This is a genomic window from Shewanella sp. M-Br, assembly GCF_036245925.1.
Taxonomy (GTDB): Bacteria; Pseudomonadota; Gammaproteobacteria; order Enterobacterales; family Shewanellaceae; genus Shewanella; species Shewanella oncorhynchi.
In genome coordinates, this window is the sequence record NZ_BJBV01000005.1 from 79768 (window position 1) to 98519 (window position 18752).

Annotated in this window: 17 protein-coding genes, 2 tRNA genes and 1 pseudogene; 8 read left to right on the forward strand and 12 right to left on the reverse strand. The window is 42.3% G+C overall.

Annotation, left to right across the window (positions count from 1 at the left end; translation table 11 throughout):
- The first annotated feature begins 224 nt into the window (after positions 1-224).
- Positions 225-1178: a thioredoxin-disulfide reductase gene (gene trxB, locus AAA952_RS05440; protein WP_338255118.1), complete on the forward strand. Its 954-nt coding sequence runs from the start codon at positions 225-227 to the stop codon at positions 1176-1178.
- 266 nt (positions 1179-1444) lie between these two features.
- On the opposite strand, the gene rplT is transcribed toward trxB, so the two are convergent.
- The 4 genes from rplT to thrS all read right to left on the reverse strand — a co-directional run bounded on the left by rplT (position 1445) and on the right by thrS (position 4571).
- Positions 1445-1801: a 50S ribosomal protein L20 gene (gene rplT, locus AAA952_RS05445; protein WP_006081652.1), complete on the reverse strand. Its 357-nt coding sequence runs from the start codon at positions 1799-1801 to the stop codon at positions 1445-1447.
- Positions 1802-1817: 16 nt separating this feature from the next.
- A complete protein-coding gene (gene rpmI / locus AAA952_RS05450; RefSeq protein WP_006081653.1) occupies positions 1818-2012 on the reverse strand; it encodes a 50S ribosomal protein L35 in 195 nt (64 codons plus the stop codon).
- 84 nt (positions 2013-2096) lie between these two features.
- Positions 2097-2639: a translation initiation factor IF-3 gene (gene infC, locus AAA952_RS05455; protein WP_253988118.1), complete on the reverse strand. Its 543-nt coding sequence runs from the start codon at positions 2637-2639 to the stop codon at positions 2097-2099.
- Positions 2640-2642: 3 nt separating this feature from the next.
- A complete protein-coding gene (thrS, locus tag AAA952_RS05460; RefSeq protein WP_028759936.1) occupies positions 2643-4571 on the reverse strand; it encodes a threonine--tRNA ligase in 1929 nt (642 codons plus the stop codon).
- Positions 4572-4862: 291 nt separating this feature from the next.
- Between thrS and AAA952_RS05465 the strand changes: the two genes are divergently transcribed.
- Both AAA952_RS05465 and AAA952_RS05470 read left to right on the forward strand, forming a co-directional pair.
- Positions 4863-5096: a hypothetical protein gene (locus AAA952_RS05465; protein ID WP_338255128.1), complete on the forward strand. Its 234-nt coding sequence runs from the start codon at positions 4863-4865 to the stop codon at positions 5094-5096.
- 248 nt (positions 5097-5344) lie between these two features.
- Entirely contained in the window at positions 5345-5545 is a 201-nt protein-coding gene (locus tag AAA952_RS05470; protein ID WP_338255129.1) for a CPXCG motif-containing cysteine-rich protein, read from the forward strand.
- 34 nt (positions 5546-5579) lie between these two features.
- On the opposite strand, the gene AAA952_RS05475 is transcribed toward AAA952_RS05470, so the two are convergent.
- A complete protein-coding gene (locus tag AAA952_RS05475; RefSeq protein WP_338255131.1) occupies positions 5580-6203 on the reverse strand; it encodes a riboflavin synthase subunit alpha in 624 nt (207 codons plus the stop codon).
- Positions 6204-6236: 33 nt separating this feature from the next.
- On the opposite strand from AAA952_RS05475, the gene AAA952_RS05480 reads away from it, so the two are divergent.
- The 4 genes from AAA952_RS05480 to AAA952_RS05495 all read left to right on the forward strand — a co-directional run bounded on the left by AAA952_RS05480 (position 6237) and on the right by AAA952_RS05495 (position 8748).
- Entirely contained in the window at positions 6237-7616 is a 1380-nt protein-coding gene (locus tag AAA952_RS05480) for an MATE family efflux transporter (RefSeq protein WP_168827724.1), read from the forward strand.
- Positions 7617-7866: 250 nt separating this feature from the next.
- Positions 7867-7943 (forward strand) — tRNA-Val (locus AAA952_RS05485).
- A 37-nt stretch (positions 7944-7980) separates the two neighbouring features.
- Positions 7981-8057, forward strand: a tRNA-Val gene (locus AAA952_RS05490).
- Positions 8058-8445: 388 nt separating this feature from the next.
- Positions 8446-8748, forward strand: a complete 303-nt coding sequence (locus AAA952_RS05495) for an encapsulin-associated ferritin-like protein (protein WP_338255135.1) — start codon at positions 8446-8448, stop codon at positions 8746-8748.
- Between the two features lie 441 nt (positions 8749-9189).
- Here AAA952_RS05495 and AAA952_RS22370 read toward each other — a convergent pair.
- The 7 genes and pseudogenes from AAA952_RS22370 to AAA952_RS05530 all read right to left on the reverse strand — a co-directional run.
- Positions 9190-9270 (reverse strand): annotated as a pseudogene (locus AAA952_RS22370) (DUF3309 family protein); the annotation flags it as partial.
- A gap of 214 nt (positions 9271-9484) precedes the next feature.
- Positions 9485-9670 carry a CsbD family protein gene (locus AAA952_RS05505; protein WP_131524760.1) on the reverse strand — a complete coding sequence of 62 codons (186 nt, stop codon included), beginning with the start codon at positions 9668-9670 and terminating at the stop codon, positions 9485-9487.
- 829 nt (positions 9671-10499) lie between these two features.
- Positions 10500-11129: a DsbA family oxidoreductase gene (locus AAA952_RS05510; RefSeq protein WP_338255138.1), complete on the reverse strand. Its 630-nt coding sequence runs from the start codon at positions 11127-11129 to the stop codon at positions 10500-10502.
- Positions 11130-11433: 304 nt separating this feature from the next.
- Positions 11434-11772 carry a hypothetical protein gene (locus AAA952_RS05515; protein WP_338255140.1) on the reverse strand — a complete coding sequence of 113 codons (339 nt, stop codon included), beginning with the start codon at positions 11770-11772 and terminating at the stop codon, positions 11434-11436.
- 642 nt (positions 11773-12414) lie between these two features.
- Positions 12415-14586 carry a TonB-dependent siderophore receptor gene (locus AAA952_RS05520; RefSeq protein WP_338255142.1) on the reverse strand — a complete coding sequence of 724 codons (2172 nt, stop codon included), beginning with the start codon at positions 14584-14586 and terminating at the stop codon, positions 12415-12417.
- Positions 14587-14857: 271 nt separating this feature from the next.
- Positions 14858-15334, reverse strand: coding sequence for a hypothetical protein (locus tag AAA952_RS05525; protein ID WP_105252512.1), 477 nt, complete (start codon positions 15332-15334; stop codon positions 14858-14860).
- Complete coding sequence (locus AAA952_RS05530) at positions 15334-16503, reverse strand: PepSY-associated TM helix domain-containing protein (RefSeq protein ID WP_263199462.1); 1170 nt, start codon at positions 16501-16503, stop codon at positions 15334-15336. The genes AAA952_RS05525 and AAA952_RS05530 overlap by 1 nt, the downstream gene beginning before the upstream one ends.
- Before the next feature lie 128 nt (positions 16504-16631).
- On the opposite strand from AAA952_RS05530, the gene AAA952_RS05535 reads away from it, so the two are divergent.
- Positions 16632-18719: a TonB-dependent siderophore receptor gene (locus AAA952_RS05535; RefSeq protein WP_338255332.1), complete on the forward strand. Its 2088-nt coding sequence runs from the start codon at positions 16632-16634 to the stop codon at positions 18717-18719.
- Positions 18720-18752 lie beyond the last annotated feature (33 nt).

Sequence of the window (18752 nt, forward strand, 5' to 3'; positions counted from 1 at the left end):
TCACTACGATCGTACCATCATATTCATACAAGCTCATCCCGTGCTTCATTTCGTGGTTTACACTTAAGCTATTTATGTTTCCACAGTAAAGTAAAACTGACACTCTCCATACCATAACGGATGGACTCGATTAGTGCAATCTAAAAGAATCGCCCTCCAACACTTTACCCCCACAGGTAAATTCCCTACAATCCTTGCAATTTGCTAAAGGCACGGAGATAAAAATGAGCCAGGTCAGACATTGTAACTTATTGATTTTGGGTTCAGGCCCAGCAGGATATACCGCAGCCGTTTATGCTGCGCGTGCGAATTTAAAACCTGTGATGATCACAGGTATGCAGCAAGGTGGTCAATTAACCACGACGACTGAAGTTGAAAACTGGCCAGGCGATGTTGACGACTTAACGGGTCCAGCCTTGATGGAACGTATGCAGAAGCATGCTGAAAAGTTCGATACTGAAATCTTGTTCGATCATATCAACGAAGTGACCCTTACCGAGCGCCCTTTCCGTTTGAAAGGCGATAACGGCGAGTACACCTGTGATGCGCTGATCATCGCAACTGGTGCATCTGCCCGCTACTTAGGATTAGACTCAGAAGAAGCTTTCAAAGGTCGCGGTGTATCAGCCTGTGCAACCTGTGATGGCTTCTTCTATCGCAATCAAAAAGTCGCAGTGATCGGTGGCGGCAACACCGCCGTTGAAGAAGCATTGTATTTAAGCAATATTGCTGCTGAAGTTCACCTCATCCATCGCCGTGACACCTTCCGTTCAGAAAAAATCTTGATCGACCGTCTGATGGACAAAGTCGCCAATGGCAACATCATCCTTCACTTAGATCAAACCATGGATGAAGTGGTTGGTGATGCCATGGGGGTGACAGGTCTGAAGATGAAGAGCACTAAAGATAGCTCGATCACTGACTTAGCCGTTGCTGGTGTGTTCGTCGCTATTGGTCACAGCCCTAATACCGGTATTTTTGAAGGCCAGTTGGAAATGAACCACGGTTATTTAAAAGTTCAGAGTGGCTTGCAAGGTAACGCCACGCAAACCAGTATCGAAGGTGTTTATGCCTGTGGTGATGTGATGGACCAACATTATCGTCAAGCCATTACTTCTGCCGGTACAGGCTGTATGGCCGCACTCGATGCAGAGCGTTATTTAGATGCTAAAAAATAATTAGACTCGATTTTTCAACGAATAGCAGGCTTAGCCTGCTATTTTTTTAGGTCAAAATCGTTAAGTAATAGCAAGATTTTTTGCAGGCTGTGCCAATTAATATTGTTCACGCACGCACATTTCTTTCCTTTGCGATTCTTAATTCCGCACCACTTAGATAGTACTTATATAAGTTCTTAGGTAAGTAAAATCATTTCGTTGAGCCTAAAATGGCGCACAAAAAAAGGGACCAAATGGTCCCTTCTCTACAGCAACAAACTAATTTCTTAGTTTAACGCTTCTTTTGCTTTTTCAACTAAAGTTGCAAATACAACTTTATCGAATACAGCGATGTCAGCCAAAATCTTACGATCGATTTCGATAGACGCCTTTTTCAGACCGTTGATGAAACGGCTGTAAGACAGACCATTTTGACGAGCGGCAGCATTAATACGTGCAATCCAAAGTTGACGGAATTGACGTTTTTTCTGACGACGGTCACGGTAAGCATATTGACCAGCTTTAGTTACTGCTTGAACAGCAACACGGTAAGTACGGCTACGAGCGCCATAATAACCTTTAGCTAATTTTAACACTTTCTTGTGACGAGCACGAGCGGTTACACCACGCTTAACTCTTGGCATTTTCTAATCTCCTAAATTAAGCGTAAGGTAATTGACGCGCGATTGCTGGAACGTCAGCTTTTGATACTAAACATTTGGCACGTAAGTGACGTTTACGTTTAGTGCTTTTTTTCGTCAAAATGTGACGTAAGTGTGCTTGCTTGCGCTTGAAACCATTAGCGGTTTTCTTAAAACGCTTCGCTACACCCTTGTCTGTTTTCATTTTAGGCATTTCTAAAACTCCGCATTGGGATGTTTAATAAAAAGCAAGGCGAGCAAAGGCCATAGACCTTTGCTACTTTAAGTTTTGCCCTACTTATTTCTTTTTAGGCGCTAGCACCATAATTGCTTGTCGGCCTTCCATTTTCGGGAAAGATTCAACAACCGCATACTCGTCCAAATCAGTCTTGATACGGTTCAATAGATCCATACCCAGGTTTTGGTGTGCCATTTCGCGACCTCGGAAACGAAGCGTAATCTTCGCTTTGTCCCCGTCTTCCAGAAAACGTATCAGGTTGCGTAGTTTTACCTGATAGTCGTTTTCGTCAGTTCCAGGACGGAATTTAATTTCCTTGACCTGAACCTGCTTTTGCTTCTTCTTTTGTTCCTTGGCTGACTTAGCCTTATCAAAAAGGAACTTACCGTAGTCCATAATGCGACATACTGGAGGTTCAGCATTTGGGCTGATTTCTACTAGGTCTACACCTGCTTCATCTGCCAAATTCTGAGCATCTCTGATGCTTACCACACCAATAGCTTCACCATCAATGCCTGTTAAGCGTACTTCTGGTACACCTGTGATTTCTTCATTGATTCTATTAGGGGCCGGCTGACGCCCTGCTGTTTTTTTGATCTTTATGACCTATTCCTCCAACAATTTGAGACTACGGAGCGAAATCTGTTGATGGATTTTAGTGGCGAAATCTTCAAGTCGCATCTTACCTAAATCGATACCATCACGGGTACGCACCGCTACTTCCTTATTTTCCATTTCTTGATCGCCAACGACCAACAAATAAGGGACACGCCTTAAGGTGTGCTCGCGTATTTTAAAGCCTATTTTCTCATTCCTCAAGTCAAAAGACGCTCGAATACCTTGTTCTTTGAAGAATTTTACGACTTCTTCAACATAATCAGCCTGTTTATCGGTGATATTCATCACGACAACTTGCATTGGGGCTAACCAAGTTGGGAAACGTCCTGCATATTCTTCTATCAAGATACCCAAGAATCGTTCCAAAGAGCCTAAAATAGCACGATGGATCATCACTGGGGTCTGACGGCTGTTATCTTCGGCAACGTAAGTTGCACCAAGACGGCTTGGCAACGCATAATCGAGCTGTACAGTACCACATTGCCACGCTCGGTCCAAACAATCGTGTAAAGTAAATTCGATTTTTGGTCCGTAGAACGCGCCTTCGCCTGGCAAAATAGTGAATTCAATATTATTGGCACGAAGAGCTTGCTTAAGTGCTTCTTCCGCTCTGTCCCACATCGCATCGTCACCGATACGTTTCTCTGGGCGAGTCGACAGTTTTACTACGATATTTTCAAAGCCGAAGGTAGCGTAAGTATCGTAAACCATCTGGATACAGGCACTCACTTCCTCTTGAACTTGGCTGTCAGTACAGAAAATATGAGCGTCATCTTGCGTAAAGCCACGTACACGCATTAATCCGTGTAACGAGCCTGAAGGTTCATTACGGTGACAGCAACCAAATTCAGCCATACGCAATGGCAGATCACGGTAAGATTTCAACCCTTGGTTGAAGATCTGCACGTGGCCAGGGCAGTTCATTGGTTTGATAGCGTATTCGCGGTTTTCGCTGCTGGTCGTGAACATGGCTTCTGAGTATTTATCCCAGTGACCAGAACGTTCCCACAACACGCGGTCCATCATTAATGGACCTTTCACTTCTTGGTAAGTGTATTGGTTTAGCTTACGGCGAATGAATCTTTCTAATTCGAGGAAGATGCTCCAACCGTCGTTATGCCAAAACACCATACCCGGCGCTTCTTCTTGCATGTGATACAAGTCGAGCTGCTTACCGATTTTACGGTGGTCACGCTTAGCCGCTTCTTCAAGACGGGTTAAGTGTGTGCTCAGGGCTTTTTTGTCGGCCCAAGCGGTACCATAGATACGTTGCAACATCTTGTTTTCTGAGTTGCCACGCCAATAAGCGCCGGCAATGCTCATTAATTTAAAATGCTGGCAGAAACGCATGTTAGGTACGTGCGGTCCACGACACATGTCAGTGTATTCTTCGTGATGATACAGCGCAGGCGTCGCGTCCTTGCTGATGTTCTCATCCAGAATGGCAATCTTATAATCTTCACCGCGCGCAGCGAATGTATCACGGGCTTCTTGCCAGCTAACGACACGTTTTACTACGTCATAGTTGGTTTTTGCCAGTTGAAGCATGCGCTTTTCTAATGCGTCGATGTCATCTTGAGTCAACTTGTGCTCAAGGTCGATATCATAGTAGAAGCCATTATCGATAACAGGACCAATCGCCATCTTGGTTTCTGGCCACATTTGTTTAATCGCGTGACCTAATAAATGCGCGCAAGAATGGCGAAGAATTTCAACACCTTCTTCGTCTTTGGCGGTAATGATTGATAGCTCAGCATCGGTTTCAATGAGATCGCAAGCATCTTTTAATTCGCCATTAACGCGGCCAGCGATACAAGCTTTCGCTAAACCAGGGCCAATATCGGCGGCAACATCGAGGGTCGATACAGCATGAGCAAACTCGCGTTTGCTACCATCGGGAAGTGTAATTACAGGCATGAAATGTCCTTTCCAGTGGTGACCCACACGTAGGGCCACTTGGTTTTAGTTAATGTAAGAGAAATGCTCGCTAGGTTAAGACAGTACAGGAGTCTTAGCCGCCTTGCGTAGCAGGGCGTTTATTCTAAGGGATTGTAGCTAAAAGGCGCAAGCATATTGACCAGAATTGGGATTGGAAACAAAAAGCAAATTCATGATTTTGCAGTGTCTTGGTAACTTCTTGGTCATCTAACTCCCCTATTCTAGCGCCAGTTTATTGGGCATCACTGAAAACATGACAAGGGAGTTGATATGTTGAACTGCATTCTACTGGCTGTAACACTCACGCACACTGCAACCGCTTTACCTGAGCCGCAGGTGAAAATCGCAAGCAAATCTTTGGTTGATACTCAAGTGTTACTCGTTGATATTAAAGGTGAACTTGAGCAACAGATGCAGCGTTTAACGCTGGATATTACCCAAGATGCCCGCGATGGCGTGTTACACAGCAGTGAAATGGAGGGGTTAGTGACGGTAAAGGACTAGTTTTTAGAAGAGATAATGATCCAACAAGAAAATATTTAACCAGAAGGTCTATCATGCTGGGTTTTGAGACCTACTTCATCTAAGTCAGTGCACTGCACTCTGCTGTATACTCAAATGGAAAGCACATAAAGCGCACTCAAGTTTCGAATATCGACAAAGCGCAGACAATATAAGCGATAAGCGTACGAAGTATGAGATGCGTTGATTGAGCAGAGCGATTCGCTCTATTGGCGATAAGGAGTTGCACCATGAGAGTCATGAACAAAGTTATTGCTTGTCCCCACTGCGGGCACCATCAAGATATCAGTATCGATGCCAGCTGTGGAGACCAAGATTATTACGATGACTGCCGAATTTGTTATAATCCGATTCACTTACGCTTACACATCGATGAATCGAGACGAACGGTTGAGCTGTATATCGATTCAGACGACGAGCAAATCTATTAAACGAGATTGCACTACACGCTGCGATGTCACAAAACTAACGTGCTTGTTCGTTAAAACGCCTGGCCAGCAAGCGCTCGACTGTGTCGACGATAATTTGTGTTTGGCTGTCGATCTCAATATTGAGTTCACCACCCACTTTATACTGACTTAAATTGGTCAGTTTTAGGGTTTCAGGAATTAAGTGCAACTTAAAACCGGAGTCACTCACCTCGCCAACCGTTAAACTACAGCCATTAACGCCAACAAAACCTTTATAAAAAATGTAATCCATCCATTTAGGCTCAATGCCCAGTGTCAGATCATAATGCTGTTCTGTATGGCTAATATCGATGACTTTGGCCTTAGTATGGATATGGCCAGAGAGAATGTGTCCACCAATTTCACTACCAAAAGTTAACGAACGCTCAACATTAACGCTTTGACCTATAGACAAATTAGCCAGATTCGTCAGTCGCAAGGTCTCTTCCACTACGTCGAAAAATACCCTATCATCAACGACCTGAGTCACAGTAAGACATACCCCGTTATTTGCCACACTTGCACCAATCGCAAGTCCCTCATGCAAATCAGGTTCGAACGCTACCTCAAGGGTATTTAGGCCATCTTTCTTATGTATTGCAACCACCTCGCAGGTGGCTTGAACTATACCTGTAAACATTTTCTGCTCGCTTAATCGTTAAAGGCTGTATTTATGAATCATTCAGGCTATCAAGCCAAACGTTTAATCCAATTGGCGCTGCCGGTGCTAATAGCTCAGGTCACTCAGACCATGATGGGCTTTATTGATACCGTTATGGCGGGCCGTGTTAGCGCGGTTGATATGGCCGCTGTTGCGGTCGGCACTAGCCTTTGGTTACCCGCTATTCTGTTCGTCCAAGGTTTACTGATGGCTTTTACGCCTTTATTTGCCCACTACAATGGAGCGAATAATCAAAAAGCTATCCAACCTTTGGCCTTTCAAGGTGCCTATCTTGCCATTATAGGCGGCATTGGTGTGATGGTTTTCCTTGCATCAGCACCCTTTGTGCTTGGCCACATGGACTTGGAGCCTGAATTATACCGCTTAACCATAGGATATCTCGACGGTATTTTATGGGGCGCGCCCGCATTTGTACTATATCAAGTGCTGCGCGGCTGTAGTGAAGGGATTTCTTATACATTACCGACCATGGTCATTGGTTTTGTCGGTCTAGCCGTAAATATCCCCGCTAACTATATTTTTATTTATGGACACTTTGGCGTACCGGCCATGGGCGGTGCAGGCTGTGGTATCGCCACTGCTCTCGTATTCTGGGCCATGCTAGTTGCCATGACCATTTACATGCAGTTGCATAAAAAATTCGCGGCTTTAGCTCCCTTCAGTAAATTTCATCGCCCAGACTTTGAAACGATGAAGAAAATGACCAAACTCGGCATGCCGATAGCAATGGCGCTGTTTTTTGAAGTGAGTTTATTTGCCATCATAGCGCTATTACTCGCGCCACTTGGCGCAACAGTGGTCGCAAGTCACCAGATTGCACTCAACTTTTCTGCCATCGTATTTATGCTGCCGTTATCTATCGGTATCGCGGTATCGATTCGGATTGGTTATTACTTAGGCCGTGATCGCGCTGATATTTCCGCGGTGGTTACTAAAGTGGGCTTATGGCTGGCACTATCCCTTGCTCTAACGACAGCGGTTTTGACCGTATTATTTAGATTCCAAATTGCGAAACTTTATAATGGTGATCCTGAAGTGGTTGCCTTAGCCGGCAGCTTGATGTTGATGGCAGCCCTGTATCAATTATCTGATTCAGTTCAAGTGGTCGCAGCGGGTGCTCTTCGCGGTTATAAAGATACACGCAGCGCTTTTTATATCACGCTGTTTTCCTACTGGGGGATTGGTATGTCACTCGGTTATACCTTAGCTTATACGGACCATATCGTTCCCGCGATGGGCGCCCATGGATTCTGGGCAGGATTGATTGCGGGCTTGACCTCTGCAGCGCTGTTATTTTTCATTCGTCTGCGTTACATCCAAAAGCATGGCGTGCATTTGAGCCTTATTGAAGGTGACAGTGTTCACCATTGATTGCATTAATGGCGAGCGACAGTGCTCGCCTTTTGGTTTATCAGTTTGATTTCGATGCATTCTCTGAAGTAAAGCGAATAAAAAATTGCGGTTTTATCGGCGGCATTGTTGAAACACTGGGCAAGTTGCACAGCAATTCACCATTTGACGACAAATTTGTTTTTTTTGCTTGCCAGCCCTGCGCTATGCCCCTAATATAGCGCTCGTTCCAAGGCGCAACGCTTTTGAATAGCTTGTTAAATTTTGCGATGCACCCGTAGCTCAGTTGGTTAGAGCACTACCTTGACATGGTAGGGGTCGGTGGTTCGAGTCCACTCGGGTGTACCACTCTCTTCAAAGAGTCTAAATTTGAAATTCAAACAGTGCACCCGTAGCTCAGTTGGTTAGAGCACTACCTTGACATGGTAGGGGTCGGTGGTTCGAGTCCACTCGGGTGTACCATTTCTTATTATGTATTTCATTAATCCACCTCTGCTTATCAAGCTAAATACAATTAATCTGCCTTTTAAAGCAGGTTTTTATGGTTTTCACTGCCTTTATCTTTTGATTTAAAATTCATTCCCACATATCTCAAAGTTCAACATCCAAAGTAATATCCTGTGCTAAATCAAATATTCGCAGTGGTATTTCTGCGCCTTTCCAATCCTTTTAAACGAGCGGCCTAAAAATTTCTGACTAAGTACGGCATCGAACAGACACTCGACGGTTAAGGTCGCAGAATAATGCATTCAAAGTCTGTTTGTTGAAAATAGCGTTAAGACAATCATCTGCAATTATCATCACCGCTCAATAGTGAGCGATCCTATCTGCATTTAGCGAGGAAACCCCAATGTCGAATGAAGGTTATCATGAACCCATTACTGAACTCACCGATAAAACCAAGGATATGCACCGTGCACTTACATCACTGATGGAAGAGCTTGAAGCAATAGACGGGTATAACCAAAGAGTTGATACGTGCCAAAATAATGAGTTGAGAGAGATACTTATACATAATCGAGACGAAGAAAAAGAACATGCTGCAATGCTACAAGAATGGATAAGGAGACAAGATCCGAGCTTTGATAAACAGCTAAAACATTACCTTTTTACAGATACGCCTGTTGCTCACACACCTATTGTTCACAAATAAGTATTCAATCTGGCTGTTTGAGCAAGCCATTTTCGTGAGCAAACGCCTTTAGTCACTAAGTTGCCGTTCTTATAATACAAACCTCTGCATATGTTATTGCACCATTTAGCTCATTTCATACAGCCTTGCAGAATACTAGCGTGCAAATGTATTACTACGGACACTGTATTCTACGGACTTAGTGACTTTCATTTTTAGCGTGAAGGACTTCACCTAATGCCACCTTAACGAAATATCTTGCGTATAAACCATATCTCGCGTGTAAATCTTAGGCGTACAGGACCTTTCAATCTCAGTATAGCGAGCACTGCCGTGCAAGAAAAACGAGCGATGTCAGCCATTTTTGAACGACTAAAAACATCACTCACTATTTTTAGCTACCTACGGCAGTTAGAAATGACGACTCAATATTGAGGTCGTACATGACTTAGGCTTTATCGCTCAAATTTTACCGAGTAGAAGGAATATAACGAGGATCAATACTACCAAACCTAATCCACCGCTCGGGCCGTACCCCCAGCTCTTACTGTGTGGTCAAGTCGGAGCCACACCGATCAGCATCAGAATCAAAACCACCAATAATATTGTTCCTATACTCATGAGAGTCTCCTAGACATTATGGATATAACTCGAACCAGAAATCTTAATCAATATGACTAAGATCCTTTTAAATACCCACATAAAGCTGCCAAACTTTATGCTTAAGGTGCTTACTTAATTGTAAAAGCCGCTAACATCAACTGTGTTTGTCGGCATCCTTAGCCGCTTCTTTTACATTACCAATTGCTTTTTGAGTTTTACCTTTTATCTGTTTCTGAACCCCTTTCATCTGCTGTTTCGGGTTGCCAACGATCTCACCAATTTTTTGCTGCACTTTGCCTGCAGCGTCTTTTATTGAACCTTCTATCTGGTCTTTGTTCATGGTCAATTTCCTTTTGTTGTTGATATAACATCTAAATAATAATGAGCGCTAACAATCAGCTATGAGCTATGAGCTATGAGCTATTTTTCATTTTAGTAAATAGCGTTTAGCAAACATCTACATATTTTTAATAAATATCTTAGTTGGTAAAATATCAGTAAAACCATATGGTAAATTAGACGGGAAAAATAAATTCCCGTGTTTTCATAAAATTGTGTGACTGGTTACACATCAATCACACCGCGTCAACTTAGGTATTAATTTTACAATATAACATTGGTTTAAATATGGGTGATTATGTAGCAATCTTGAATTTTATCTTAAGTATAAATTGTGGAGATTATTTTATTTACTGAAATTCAGTATTAGTCATGGCTGAATTCAATTATTTAATTATCTAGTGATTTTTCAGCTAAAGCTGACATCATAATGATGAGCCACAACATCAAGATAAATAACATAAAATATCTTATTAAGATAAAGCTTACCCATTAAAGGCATATCAATCTAAACTCTGTATCCAATTTATAATTTATCTAAAAGTGTGTCTGTGCGATAGCGTACACATTATAAATATTTTAATCCGCAATTTAACTTAAAACACAATGAGACATCAGCTGATACCTAATGTAGCTACATTTTGGTATGTCATCGATGCCATTAAAAATATGTATATGAGTGTTCAGTGGATAAACTCAGAAGGAACTAAGAGGTATAACTCTAAAAACGTTAAAATGGTCTAGAGGTGTTCATAGCATCTTGTAGAACTTAGAAAACCACAGCTTGTAGTCTAAGGTTTTTAGCACCAACTAGCCTCGACTGCTGATTTTTACAATAATGCTTCTATATTCGCAAGAAGAACACGATAACCTACGTTACCATAAAATATTTGTCTACCTTCGTCGATAATATAGCTTGGACTGCCTTGTAGATCTTGTTGTGCTGACTTTTGGTAGTTGCTCATTAATGCGGCTATAGCAGAACCATCATGAACGCTTGAGGTGATTTTTTTCTGTTCCAGCCCATAGAAATCAACCAGATCATAAAGTATTTCAAGCTTACCAATATCCAATGCGTCGATAAAAAATGCACTCCGAAATTTCAATGCCATATTGATACTGGTGTTTTTGTCATAGATAAGTTCAATGGCTTTAAGCACTAAATGAGCATTGGCCGACGTTGTCGGTCTGACTTCTGTCCATATTTTTGAGTTTGTGGGAACGTCATCACGGATAGATGCAGATTTATGTACATGCTCTGCAAAACCATTATATTGACCTTTCTGTTTCCATTGCGTCTCAATTTTTGTTTGAACATCACCAAATACATCAAGATAATGATATTTAAAATAAATTTTATTTTCTAACTTTTGATTTAACTCATCAATACGTTGTTGTGCAACCCAAGCCCACACACAAAGAATATCAGAATAGTAATCAATGATCAGGGGTTGATTCATGTTAATCCTTAATAAGGTGGCAGTTTAAGTCATTCACTCTAGTTTCAAGGCTAATCAATAATTATTGTGATGGCAGATCTACTTGTTACCCACATGAAGTCAAGATTTCAATATCTAAACTACAGAATAAATACCGAAGCTACACTGAGCAATAGGTACAAGGATGTGATTTTTAGCAGACATACTAGAAGTCATCAATTTGTTTCATATTACGTGCCAGTAATCGCTTTTCAGCTTCTTCAAGGGACAGTATATTGCTAAGAAATTCTGTTACGGAAGGTGCAGAACTGCAGTTTTGTAGATATTAAAACAGCCCTACAATATTTTTATGATACTCAAGTGTGGCCATCGCTATTTCATCCGTATCCATCCTCTTAAACGGATGTCCACCTATGGTGTTAAAAGGAATAGCGGTTTTTTCATAATAATGCCGACAATAAGTGTTAAGTGCATTGCTATTGCCATTATCTTCGAACTGCCTGATAACCAGTGCCATTTTTTGCTCGTGGGCTGAAATATACTCCAACAGTAATCCGCTTCTTTCGCTATCATTTGTAAGTGCGCAATGTGCCGCAAATGCATGCAGCTGTTGGTGTATATTTCTAGTCCATTGCATAACATCATAAAGCGTTTCTATTTGCATATTATTCTCCTCAAAACGGGAGTCCTTGGTCTTTACTGTGAAAAGTGAATCACTTTTCTATGCATTGATGAAAGTAAACTTACTAAACAAGCCCATATTTACTATGACATTATGTCTCATTAAAAGTGCAGTTTTGAAATGATTATTAACTAAATAGTCAAACGCTGATGTCTATTATTAATGATATAAATTATTGACAACTTGTCATCAACATAAAATGCTTTATAGGTCCAACAACGGCTTAATCTATATAACATCTGGTCTTTAGCTTAAAAAGCTGGCGATAAGCCACAACCTTGTAATAAGGCTAATGGCATGAGTATACCTATATTTTTCTATTGACTCTGTTCGTTGCCGCACTGATTGTTGACAATACAATGCGCACAAGAAAAAGGGTAAACTACCAACACAATACGTTGCCATTCCATAACTAGATTGAAGGGCATCATCTTCCCGCTTTCAGTTAATAACAGTATTATATTTTGGAACGAACCATAGGTGAGTTAGCCCAATATTTACCGATATCAGTACTGAGTCGTTAATACGCACGAAACAAGCCATCAAAATATTGGGAATAACAATAATAGAAGATAAAAAAGGAGTCGCCGATAACGCGGCTACTCCTTTTATTTAGCGGAAAATTTAAAAGCGGTAATTAAAGCTCAGGGTCACATTACGTGGGGTTCCGTAATGATACACACTATATGCTTCGGACATTGAGGCAGAAGCAGACATATAAGCATAGTATTTTTCGTCTAATAGGTTCTCTACGTTAAGTTGCAGATCCATATTGTCAGTAAGGTTATAACGAGCCATCAGGTTGACTAAAGAGTAAGCATCCTGATCGATTGTAACTGTCCCCCCTTCAGAGTAACTATCACTCTGCCAGTTAATACCACCACCCACGGTCAATTCAGGCAGGTAATCAACAAACTGATAAGTTGTGAATAGTTTAAACTGTTTGCGAGGGCTAGTAGTTGCCACTTTTTTTCCGTCAGCATCTTCCGCTGTAAACTGCGAATAGCCAGCCGTGATATTCCATCCATCGATAAACTCCCCCACCACTTCTAACTCAAAGCCTGTACTCTCAGTACCTTGAGCAGCTTTGTAATAAGTGGTTGGAGTACCGTCAACAATGATAGTCCCAGCGGCTGTTGCCAGATTATCCTGTTCAATCTTAAACAGTGCCACAGCAGTGTGCAGACGATCATCTAGATAAGCGCTCTTTAAACCGATTTCATAGGCTTTACCTTCGAGTGGATCTAAATAATCACCGTTAATATCCTTACTGTTCTGCGGATTAAATATTTCGGTATAACTGGCGTAAACACGATGCTCTTCGTTTATGTCATACAAGGCGCCAACATAAGGAACGAACACGCCATCATCACCAAAGTTAGTATCAGTACCATAACTGATCCCTTCGCGGTTCCAACTAGAAATACGGCCACCGGCAATCACTTTTAAATCATCGGTAATTGTCAGCCGCGTTGCTGCGTAGAAACCTTTCTGCTCGGTATCCATATTCAACTGGCGATTGGCATTTGTTGACCATTCAGGCTCTTCAAAGGCGTTGCTTTGCCAATCATAAAAGTTTTCAACTGCCTTTGAGTCCCAGCCCGTCATATTCTCACGGATGGGTTCATAGGTATCTGCATAGGATTTCTGTTTGCTGTATAAGGCACCAGTCACAAATTGATGCTCACGGTTAAAGAGTTGGTAATCGCCTTTCAACTGAAAATCGAAATTATCAGAGTTACTTTCACCATGGCTGTGATAACGCTGGCCGCTCAATCCTGCACCGGTTTCTTTATTCAGTAAGCCAGACATATAGATCATTTTGGTGGTGGTTTCATATTCCATGCGATTATAGTTCGCCACCAACTGCCAACCATTGCTGAAATAATGGTTCAAGTTAGCAAAATAGTTGATGTTAGTCGTTTCCCAACGGCTCCAATCTGCCGCTGTTGTAGTAGAAACATCCCAATCAGTAGCCGAACCATTGCTGAATACTGCTGGTAATGCACCCCACATCGCTCCTTTGGGGTTATTGTTATTGTAACTACCGCCGATGCGCAGCATAGTGTTGTCAGTAATGTCTGAATCAATTACGCCGTAAATAATAGTCTTACGATCTTGATAAAGATCCTGATAAGAATCGCTATTGACATATTTCGCGACCATGCGACCACGTACACTGCCACTGTTGTTAAGGCCATTAGAAACATCTGCGGTAACTTGTTTTTTATCCCAGCTACCCGTAGCAACATCAACATAGCCCTTAAGTTCGTCACTGTCGGCATGTTTGCGCACTAGGTTGATTGAAGCAGAAGGATCCCCTGCCCCCGTTAGTAAGCCTGTTGCACCACGCACCACCTCTACGCGCTCATACAGAGAGATATCAGACACAGTCTCACCTGCATCGCCACCCAAACTCCAAGATAAAGGAACACCATCGATCTGGTAATTCTGAACCGCAAAACCACGGGCCATAAAGCCATTTCGAACGTTATCTGTTTTAGATGAAGACAAACCTACTGTGTTATTAACCACATCAACAACGGTATTGAGTGCCTGATCCTGGATCCGTTCGGCGGTCAAGATGCTCACTGACTGTGGCGTTTCCTGCAGTGACAGCCCTAAACCTGTGGCGGTATCAATGGTTCGACTCACAGTGTACTTGCCCATCACTGTTATTTTTTCAATATTTTGATCATTTGTATCTGCTGCAGAAGACGGCTCTGCAGCCAAAACTAACAAAGGGTTTAATGCCAAAGTAATGGCAGACGCGAGAGGTAGTAGATAAAAGCGCATAGTAATTTAGGGAGTTTATTTAGGATGAACATACGGTAACACTATTGCGAATCACTTTCATTTGTATTTTGGTGATGTATATAACAAATTCATCATTTATTAATGAGGAATAAACGTCCCCGTTGTGTTTATGCCTTCAAAAGTGAGCGTTTACGGTGAAAAAGGTTATTCTTTACCCGTATTCGGTTAATCATTCTTAATCTACGCCACTAAAAGCGACCCTGAGATTATTACTCCATAGGATCGCCATTAGTGTTTAGTTTTTATCTCATCAGTGTGTCTGTACTATTAGCTCGGCAGGCAGAGGCCACTTTGCCACTTGCCACTCACCTTGCCAATTCTCAATCGATATCCACAGACTATCGGCGGAGGTTAGCGTCTTAGTTGCGATGGCGTGTACGTGTTGGCCATGCTTATTACCGTGTAAAATACCATTCTCGCTGCGCTGTAAATCTGCTATTGGCAAAGCCTGCGTTCCAATATTGGCATAGCCTTGGCGTATATTGCCTACCTCACCTTTTTCAAAAACCAACATAAAATCTTTCACATAGTCATCATGATGCACATAGGGTGCTTTTAGATCTAAGGGTAAAGGGGCTATTTTAAATTCACCTAACTCTTGAGCCTGCCAGGCCGGTGGAAATGTAGGTGTTAGCGACTGATACAAAAACAATAGGGGGAGCAATAGAATAAACCCACTCAGTTTATATTTATTTTTTTGCCAAAAAGTTGAATGAATGAAAGCCATTAACGTACCTCCTCTAACCTATCTGCCACAGTACTGGGGGATTCCATTTTTTTAATTGCACGCACATTACGCAGTCCCCACATCATAAATCCCGTGATTGACATACCCGATAGGATCACCCCAAAAATAAACCAAATGATTTTTGTCCAGATACCACCGAAGGTACCGTAATGCAAAGGATCTGCGATATGCATTAGCGTTTGTATTCCTGTCATCGTCTCGGGTGATGCCGTTTTTGCAATCTCCCCCGTCCAAGGGTTAATGCTGAGGTTGTAAGAATACTGATCGTAAAAAATGTGATCGCCGCTACCACTCAGATGATACATGTCACGATTATGCTCTGGTTTCATCACATAGCTTGGTTGAAAGTCTGGAAAGTGCGTTTGCGCTAATGTTAAGGCTTGTGCAAATGACACGCTTGGATCAACGGGATTCACATCACCCTTTTGGATAAAGGGCAATTGCTCAGCAGCAACCAATGGCGCATGTGGCTCGATATCAATATCTGCATGCCAAAAAATGGCTTGGACTAAATACCATAATCCGGTAACGGCCATAATCGCGATAAACCAAATAGACCACACACCAGACAATTTATGCAAATCGGCCAATAGTGTCTTTTTACCTTGACTCACTCGCAATTTCGGAGCAAAAAAACTTCGCCAAAAACGTTTATAAACAATGAGTCCCGTCACTAAAGACGCGAGCATAAACAGCGCCATCGAACAGACAAGGTAATAGCCCAAGCTGTAACCGCTTTGCCAAGGAAATAATAACCAAGCATGCAAAGATCTGATAAAGCCGGCAAATGTCATGCCTTCATTAATCTGTTGGATCTCACCAGTGTATTGATTGACATAGGCCATGGCATAGGGTTTATCAGCGTCACTGAACATGATCACATTGACCATATAAGGTTCTAAGGTCATAGCACCAGAGACTGCCGCACTTGGGTAGGCTTCCTCAACAATCGTCATTAGTTCACTAACCGGTTTTACGGGTAAATCATTAGGGTTCAACGCCCTCGATGCAGGATTCGTTAACCAAGTGATCTCATGACTCAGTACCGCAATCGTCCCCGTCAAGCAGATAAAACAAAATAACAACCAAATTGGGAGCGACACCCAACCATGCAACATAAACCAGAATCGGTTACTGATCTTCGCCATTTGTGACTTTCCTAACACTTATCGTATTTCGCGAGTGTAAAGGTAATGCAAATTGTTATCAATACGATGTGCTGGGAATTGTTTTCAATTAGAATGCCGGTCACAAAATACTATGATGGGGAATCATGATGGATAAAACCTTGTTAGCAGCGCTCATTTCGAGCCTATTGTTAGCGCCGAGTTCCTACGCCGACGAAACTCAATCTGACGCAGACGCCAATATCGAAGTGATCAGTATTAAAGGTAGTCGTTTAGATAAAGCTGCTACAGCAACGGGCTTACCTTTAACACTGAGAGAAACACCGCAGTCAGTGACGATTATAGATCAAGAATTTATTCAGAGTTTTTCTCTTAACAATGTTGCTGACTTAATGTTTTTAACACCGGGTATTTCTGCACAGAAAGCAGAAACTAACCGCTACTTTTTTAGCGCCCGTGGTAATCCAATCACTAACTTCCAATTTGATGGTGTGCCTGTTAACTATTCTAGTTTCTTCAATGATGCTTCGACCGATACAGTTATCTTCGATCGAGTAGAAGTGGTTCGTGGTGCAACCGGATTATTAACGGGTGCAGGAGAACCCTCGGCCGCCATCAACCTCATTCGTAAACGTCCAAAATCTTCACCAGGGGGTTACCTCAGTGCAAAAGTAGGTTCATGGGACAGTTATCGTGTAGAAGGTGATAGTTCAGTGGACATAACAGAAGATGCCGATGTCCAAGCACGTTTTGCCGCCGCCTATGAAAAATCAGATAGTTTTACCGATCTAGCCGAAGATGAAAATCTGCAAATTTATGGCGTCGTTACTGCAAGATTAAGTGATAGCACATTATTCACTTTGGGCGCGGACTATAGTGACCGCGATCCTAAAGGCTCCACTTGGGGAGCGCTGCCACTGTTTTATGCCGACGGCAGTTTAGCGAGTGACCTTCCCCGTTCGACGACCACTGCAGCATCTTGGTCTAGTTGGAAACGCCATGGTGCGAACGTTTTTTCTACTTTAGAACACAACTTTGATAATAACTGGGAACTCAAACTCGACATAGAACATCGTGAGGATAAGATGGATGGACACTTGCTATATTTATATGGCTCCCCAGATAAAATCACAGGTTTGGGGATGAGTGCATTGCCTATGATCTACCAATCAACCCGTAAGCAAGATGCGGCGCGAATATTTGCTTCAGGGCCATTCGAACTATTGGGTCGAGAACATAAACTAACAACCGGCCTACTCTATTCAAAACAAGATATTAGCGCCGACTCTTTCTACACCACAGATGTTTTAAGCATAGGCAATTTCTTTGAGTGGGATGGCTCGATTGCAGAGCCAAATTATCCATCGATTCCCACCAATGAAGAGACTGAAGAGATCCAAAATGGTGCCTATATTGCTACCCAACTCAATTTGCACGATCAGGTCACACTGCTGTTAGGAAGCCGTATCAGCCAATATAAAGTCGATCCAGGTTATGAGCACAATGATGTCATTACGCCGTATGCGGGATTGATTTACGATATCAGTGACAGTGTGTCGATTTATACCAGTTACACTGAGATTTTTCAGCCTCAAGATGCCAAAGATGCTAATAACAAACGCTTAGACCCGACAACTGGCAATAATATTGAACTTGGCAGTAAAGCCGATTTTTTCGACGAAAAACTCACCGCCAGTGTTGCAGTGTTTAAAGTTCAAAAGGAAAATGTGGCGGAAAAAGATCCTAACATTAAAGACCCACTTCCTGATGGTAGCTTTCCAATGCGCGCTGTGGATGGCACCAGTAACCGTGGTTTTGAAATGGAACTAACGGGTAGACCCACAGAGGATTGGGATCTGTACTTCAGTTACACCTACAGTGAATCTGAAAAAGCCGATGGTTCGGCCTTTGGCACACATTTGCCTAAAAACTTAGTACGCTTATCTTCGCTCTATCACTTTGATGGCGCTCTAGAAGATCTCACATTAGGTGGCAACTTAAGCTGGCAGAGCAAGATTTATGTAGAAAACGCGGGGCCTAACGGCGAAAGCTCTGAACAAGCCAGTTATTTCCTTACCAATCTTATGGCAAGTTATCAACTCACTGATGATGCGATTGTTCGTTTGAATATTCGAAACTTGTTTGATGAAAAGTACTACTCTAGTATCGATTTCTACAATCAAGGTTTCTTCGGCGAACCGCGAAATGTCGAACTTAGCCTGAGCTATAATTTTTAGTCTAATTGTTAATCGCCAATACCGCGCATCACT

What these genes read in the sequence shown, in the direction of transcription:
- trxB (WP_338255118.1), top strand. Translation starts at nt 225, where the DNA reads ATGAGCCAGGTCAGACATTGTAACTTATTGATTTTGGGTTCAGGCCCA.
- rplT (WP_006081652.1), bottom strand. Translation starts at nt 1,801, where the DNA reads ATGCCAAGAGTTAAGCGTGGTGTAACCGCTCGTGCTCGTCACAAGAAA.
- rpmI (WP_006081653.1), bottom strand. Translation starts at nt 2,012, where the DNA reads ATGCCTAAAATGAAAACAGACAAGGGTGTAGCGAAGCGTTTTAAGAAA.
- thrS (WP_028759936.1), bottom strand. Translation starts at nt 4,571, where the DNA reads ATGCCTGTAATTACACTTCCCGATGGTAGCAAACGCGAGTTTGCTCAT.
- AAA952_RS05465 (WP_338255128.1), top strand. Translation starts at nt 4,863, where the DNA reads ATGTTGAACTGCATTCTACTGGCTGTAACACTCACGCACACTGCAACC.
- AAA952_RS05470 (WP_338255129.1), top strand. Translation starts at nt 5,345, where the DNA reads ATGAGAGTCATGAACAAAGTTATTGCTTGTCCCCACTGCGGGCACCAT.
- AAA952_RS05475 (WP_338255131.1), bottom strand. Translation starts at nt 6,203, where the DNA reads ATGTTTACAGGTATAGTTCAAGCCACCTGCGAGGTGGTTGCAATACAT.
- AAA952_RS05480 (WP_168827724.1), top strand. Translation starts at nt 6,237, where the DNA reads ATGAATCATTCAGGCTATCAAGCCAAACGTTTAATCCAATTGGCGCTG.
- AAA952_RS05495 (WP_338255135.1), top strand. Translation starts at nt 8,446, where the DNA reads ATGTCGAATGAAGGTTATCATGAACCCATTACTGAACTCACCGATAAA.
- AAA952_RS05505 (WP_131524760.1), bottom strand. Translation starts at nt 9,670, where the DNA reads ATGAACAAAGACCAGATAGAAGGTTCAATAAAAGACGCTGCAGGCAAA.
- AAA952_RS05510 (WP_338255138.1), bottom strand. Translation starts at nt 11,129, where the DNA reads ATGAATCAACCCCTGATCATTGATTACTATTCTGATATTCTTTGTGTG.
- AAA952_RS05515 (WP_338255140.1), bottom strand. Translation starts at nt 11,772, where the DNA reads ATGCAAATAGAAACGCTTTATGATGTTATGCAATGGACTAGAAATATA.
- AAA952_RS05520 (WP_338255142.1), bottom strand. Translation starts at nt 14,586, where the DNA reads ATGCGCTTTTATCTACTACCTCTCGCGTCTGCCATTACTTTGGCATTA.
- AAA952_RS05525 (WP_105252512.1), bottom strand. Translation starts at nt 15,334, where the DNA reads ATGGCTTTCATTCATTCAACTTTTTGGCAAAAAAATAAATATAAACTG.
- AAA952_RS05530 (WP_263199462.1), bottom strand. Translation starts at nt 16,503, where the DNA reads ATGGCGAAGATCAGTAACCGATTCTGGTTTATGTTGCATGGTTGGGTG.
- AAA952_RS05535 (WP_338255332.1), top strand. Translation starts at nt 16,632, where the DNA reads ATGGATAAAACCTTGTTAGCAGCGCTCATTTCGAGCCTATTGTTAGCG.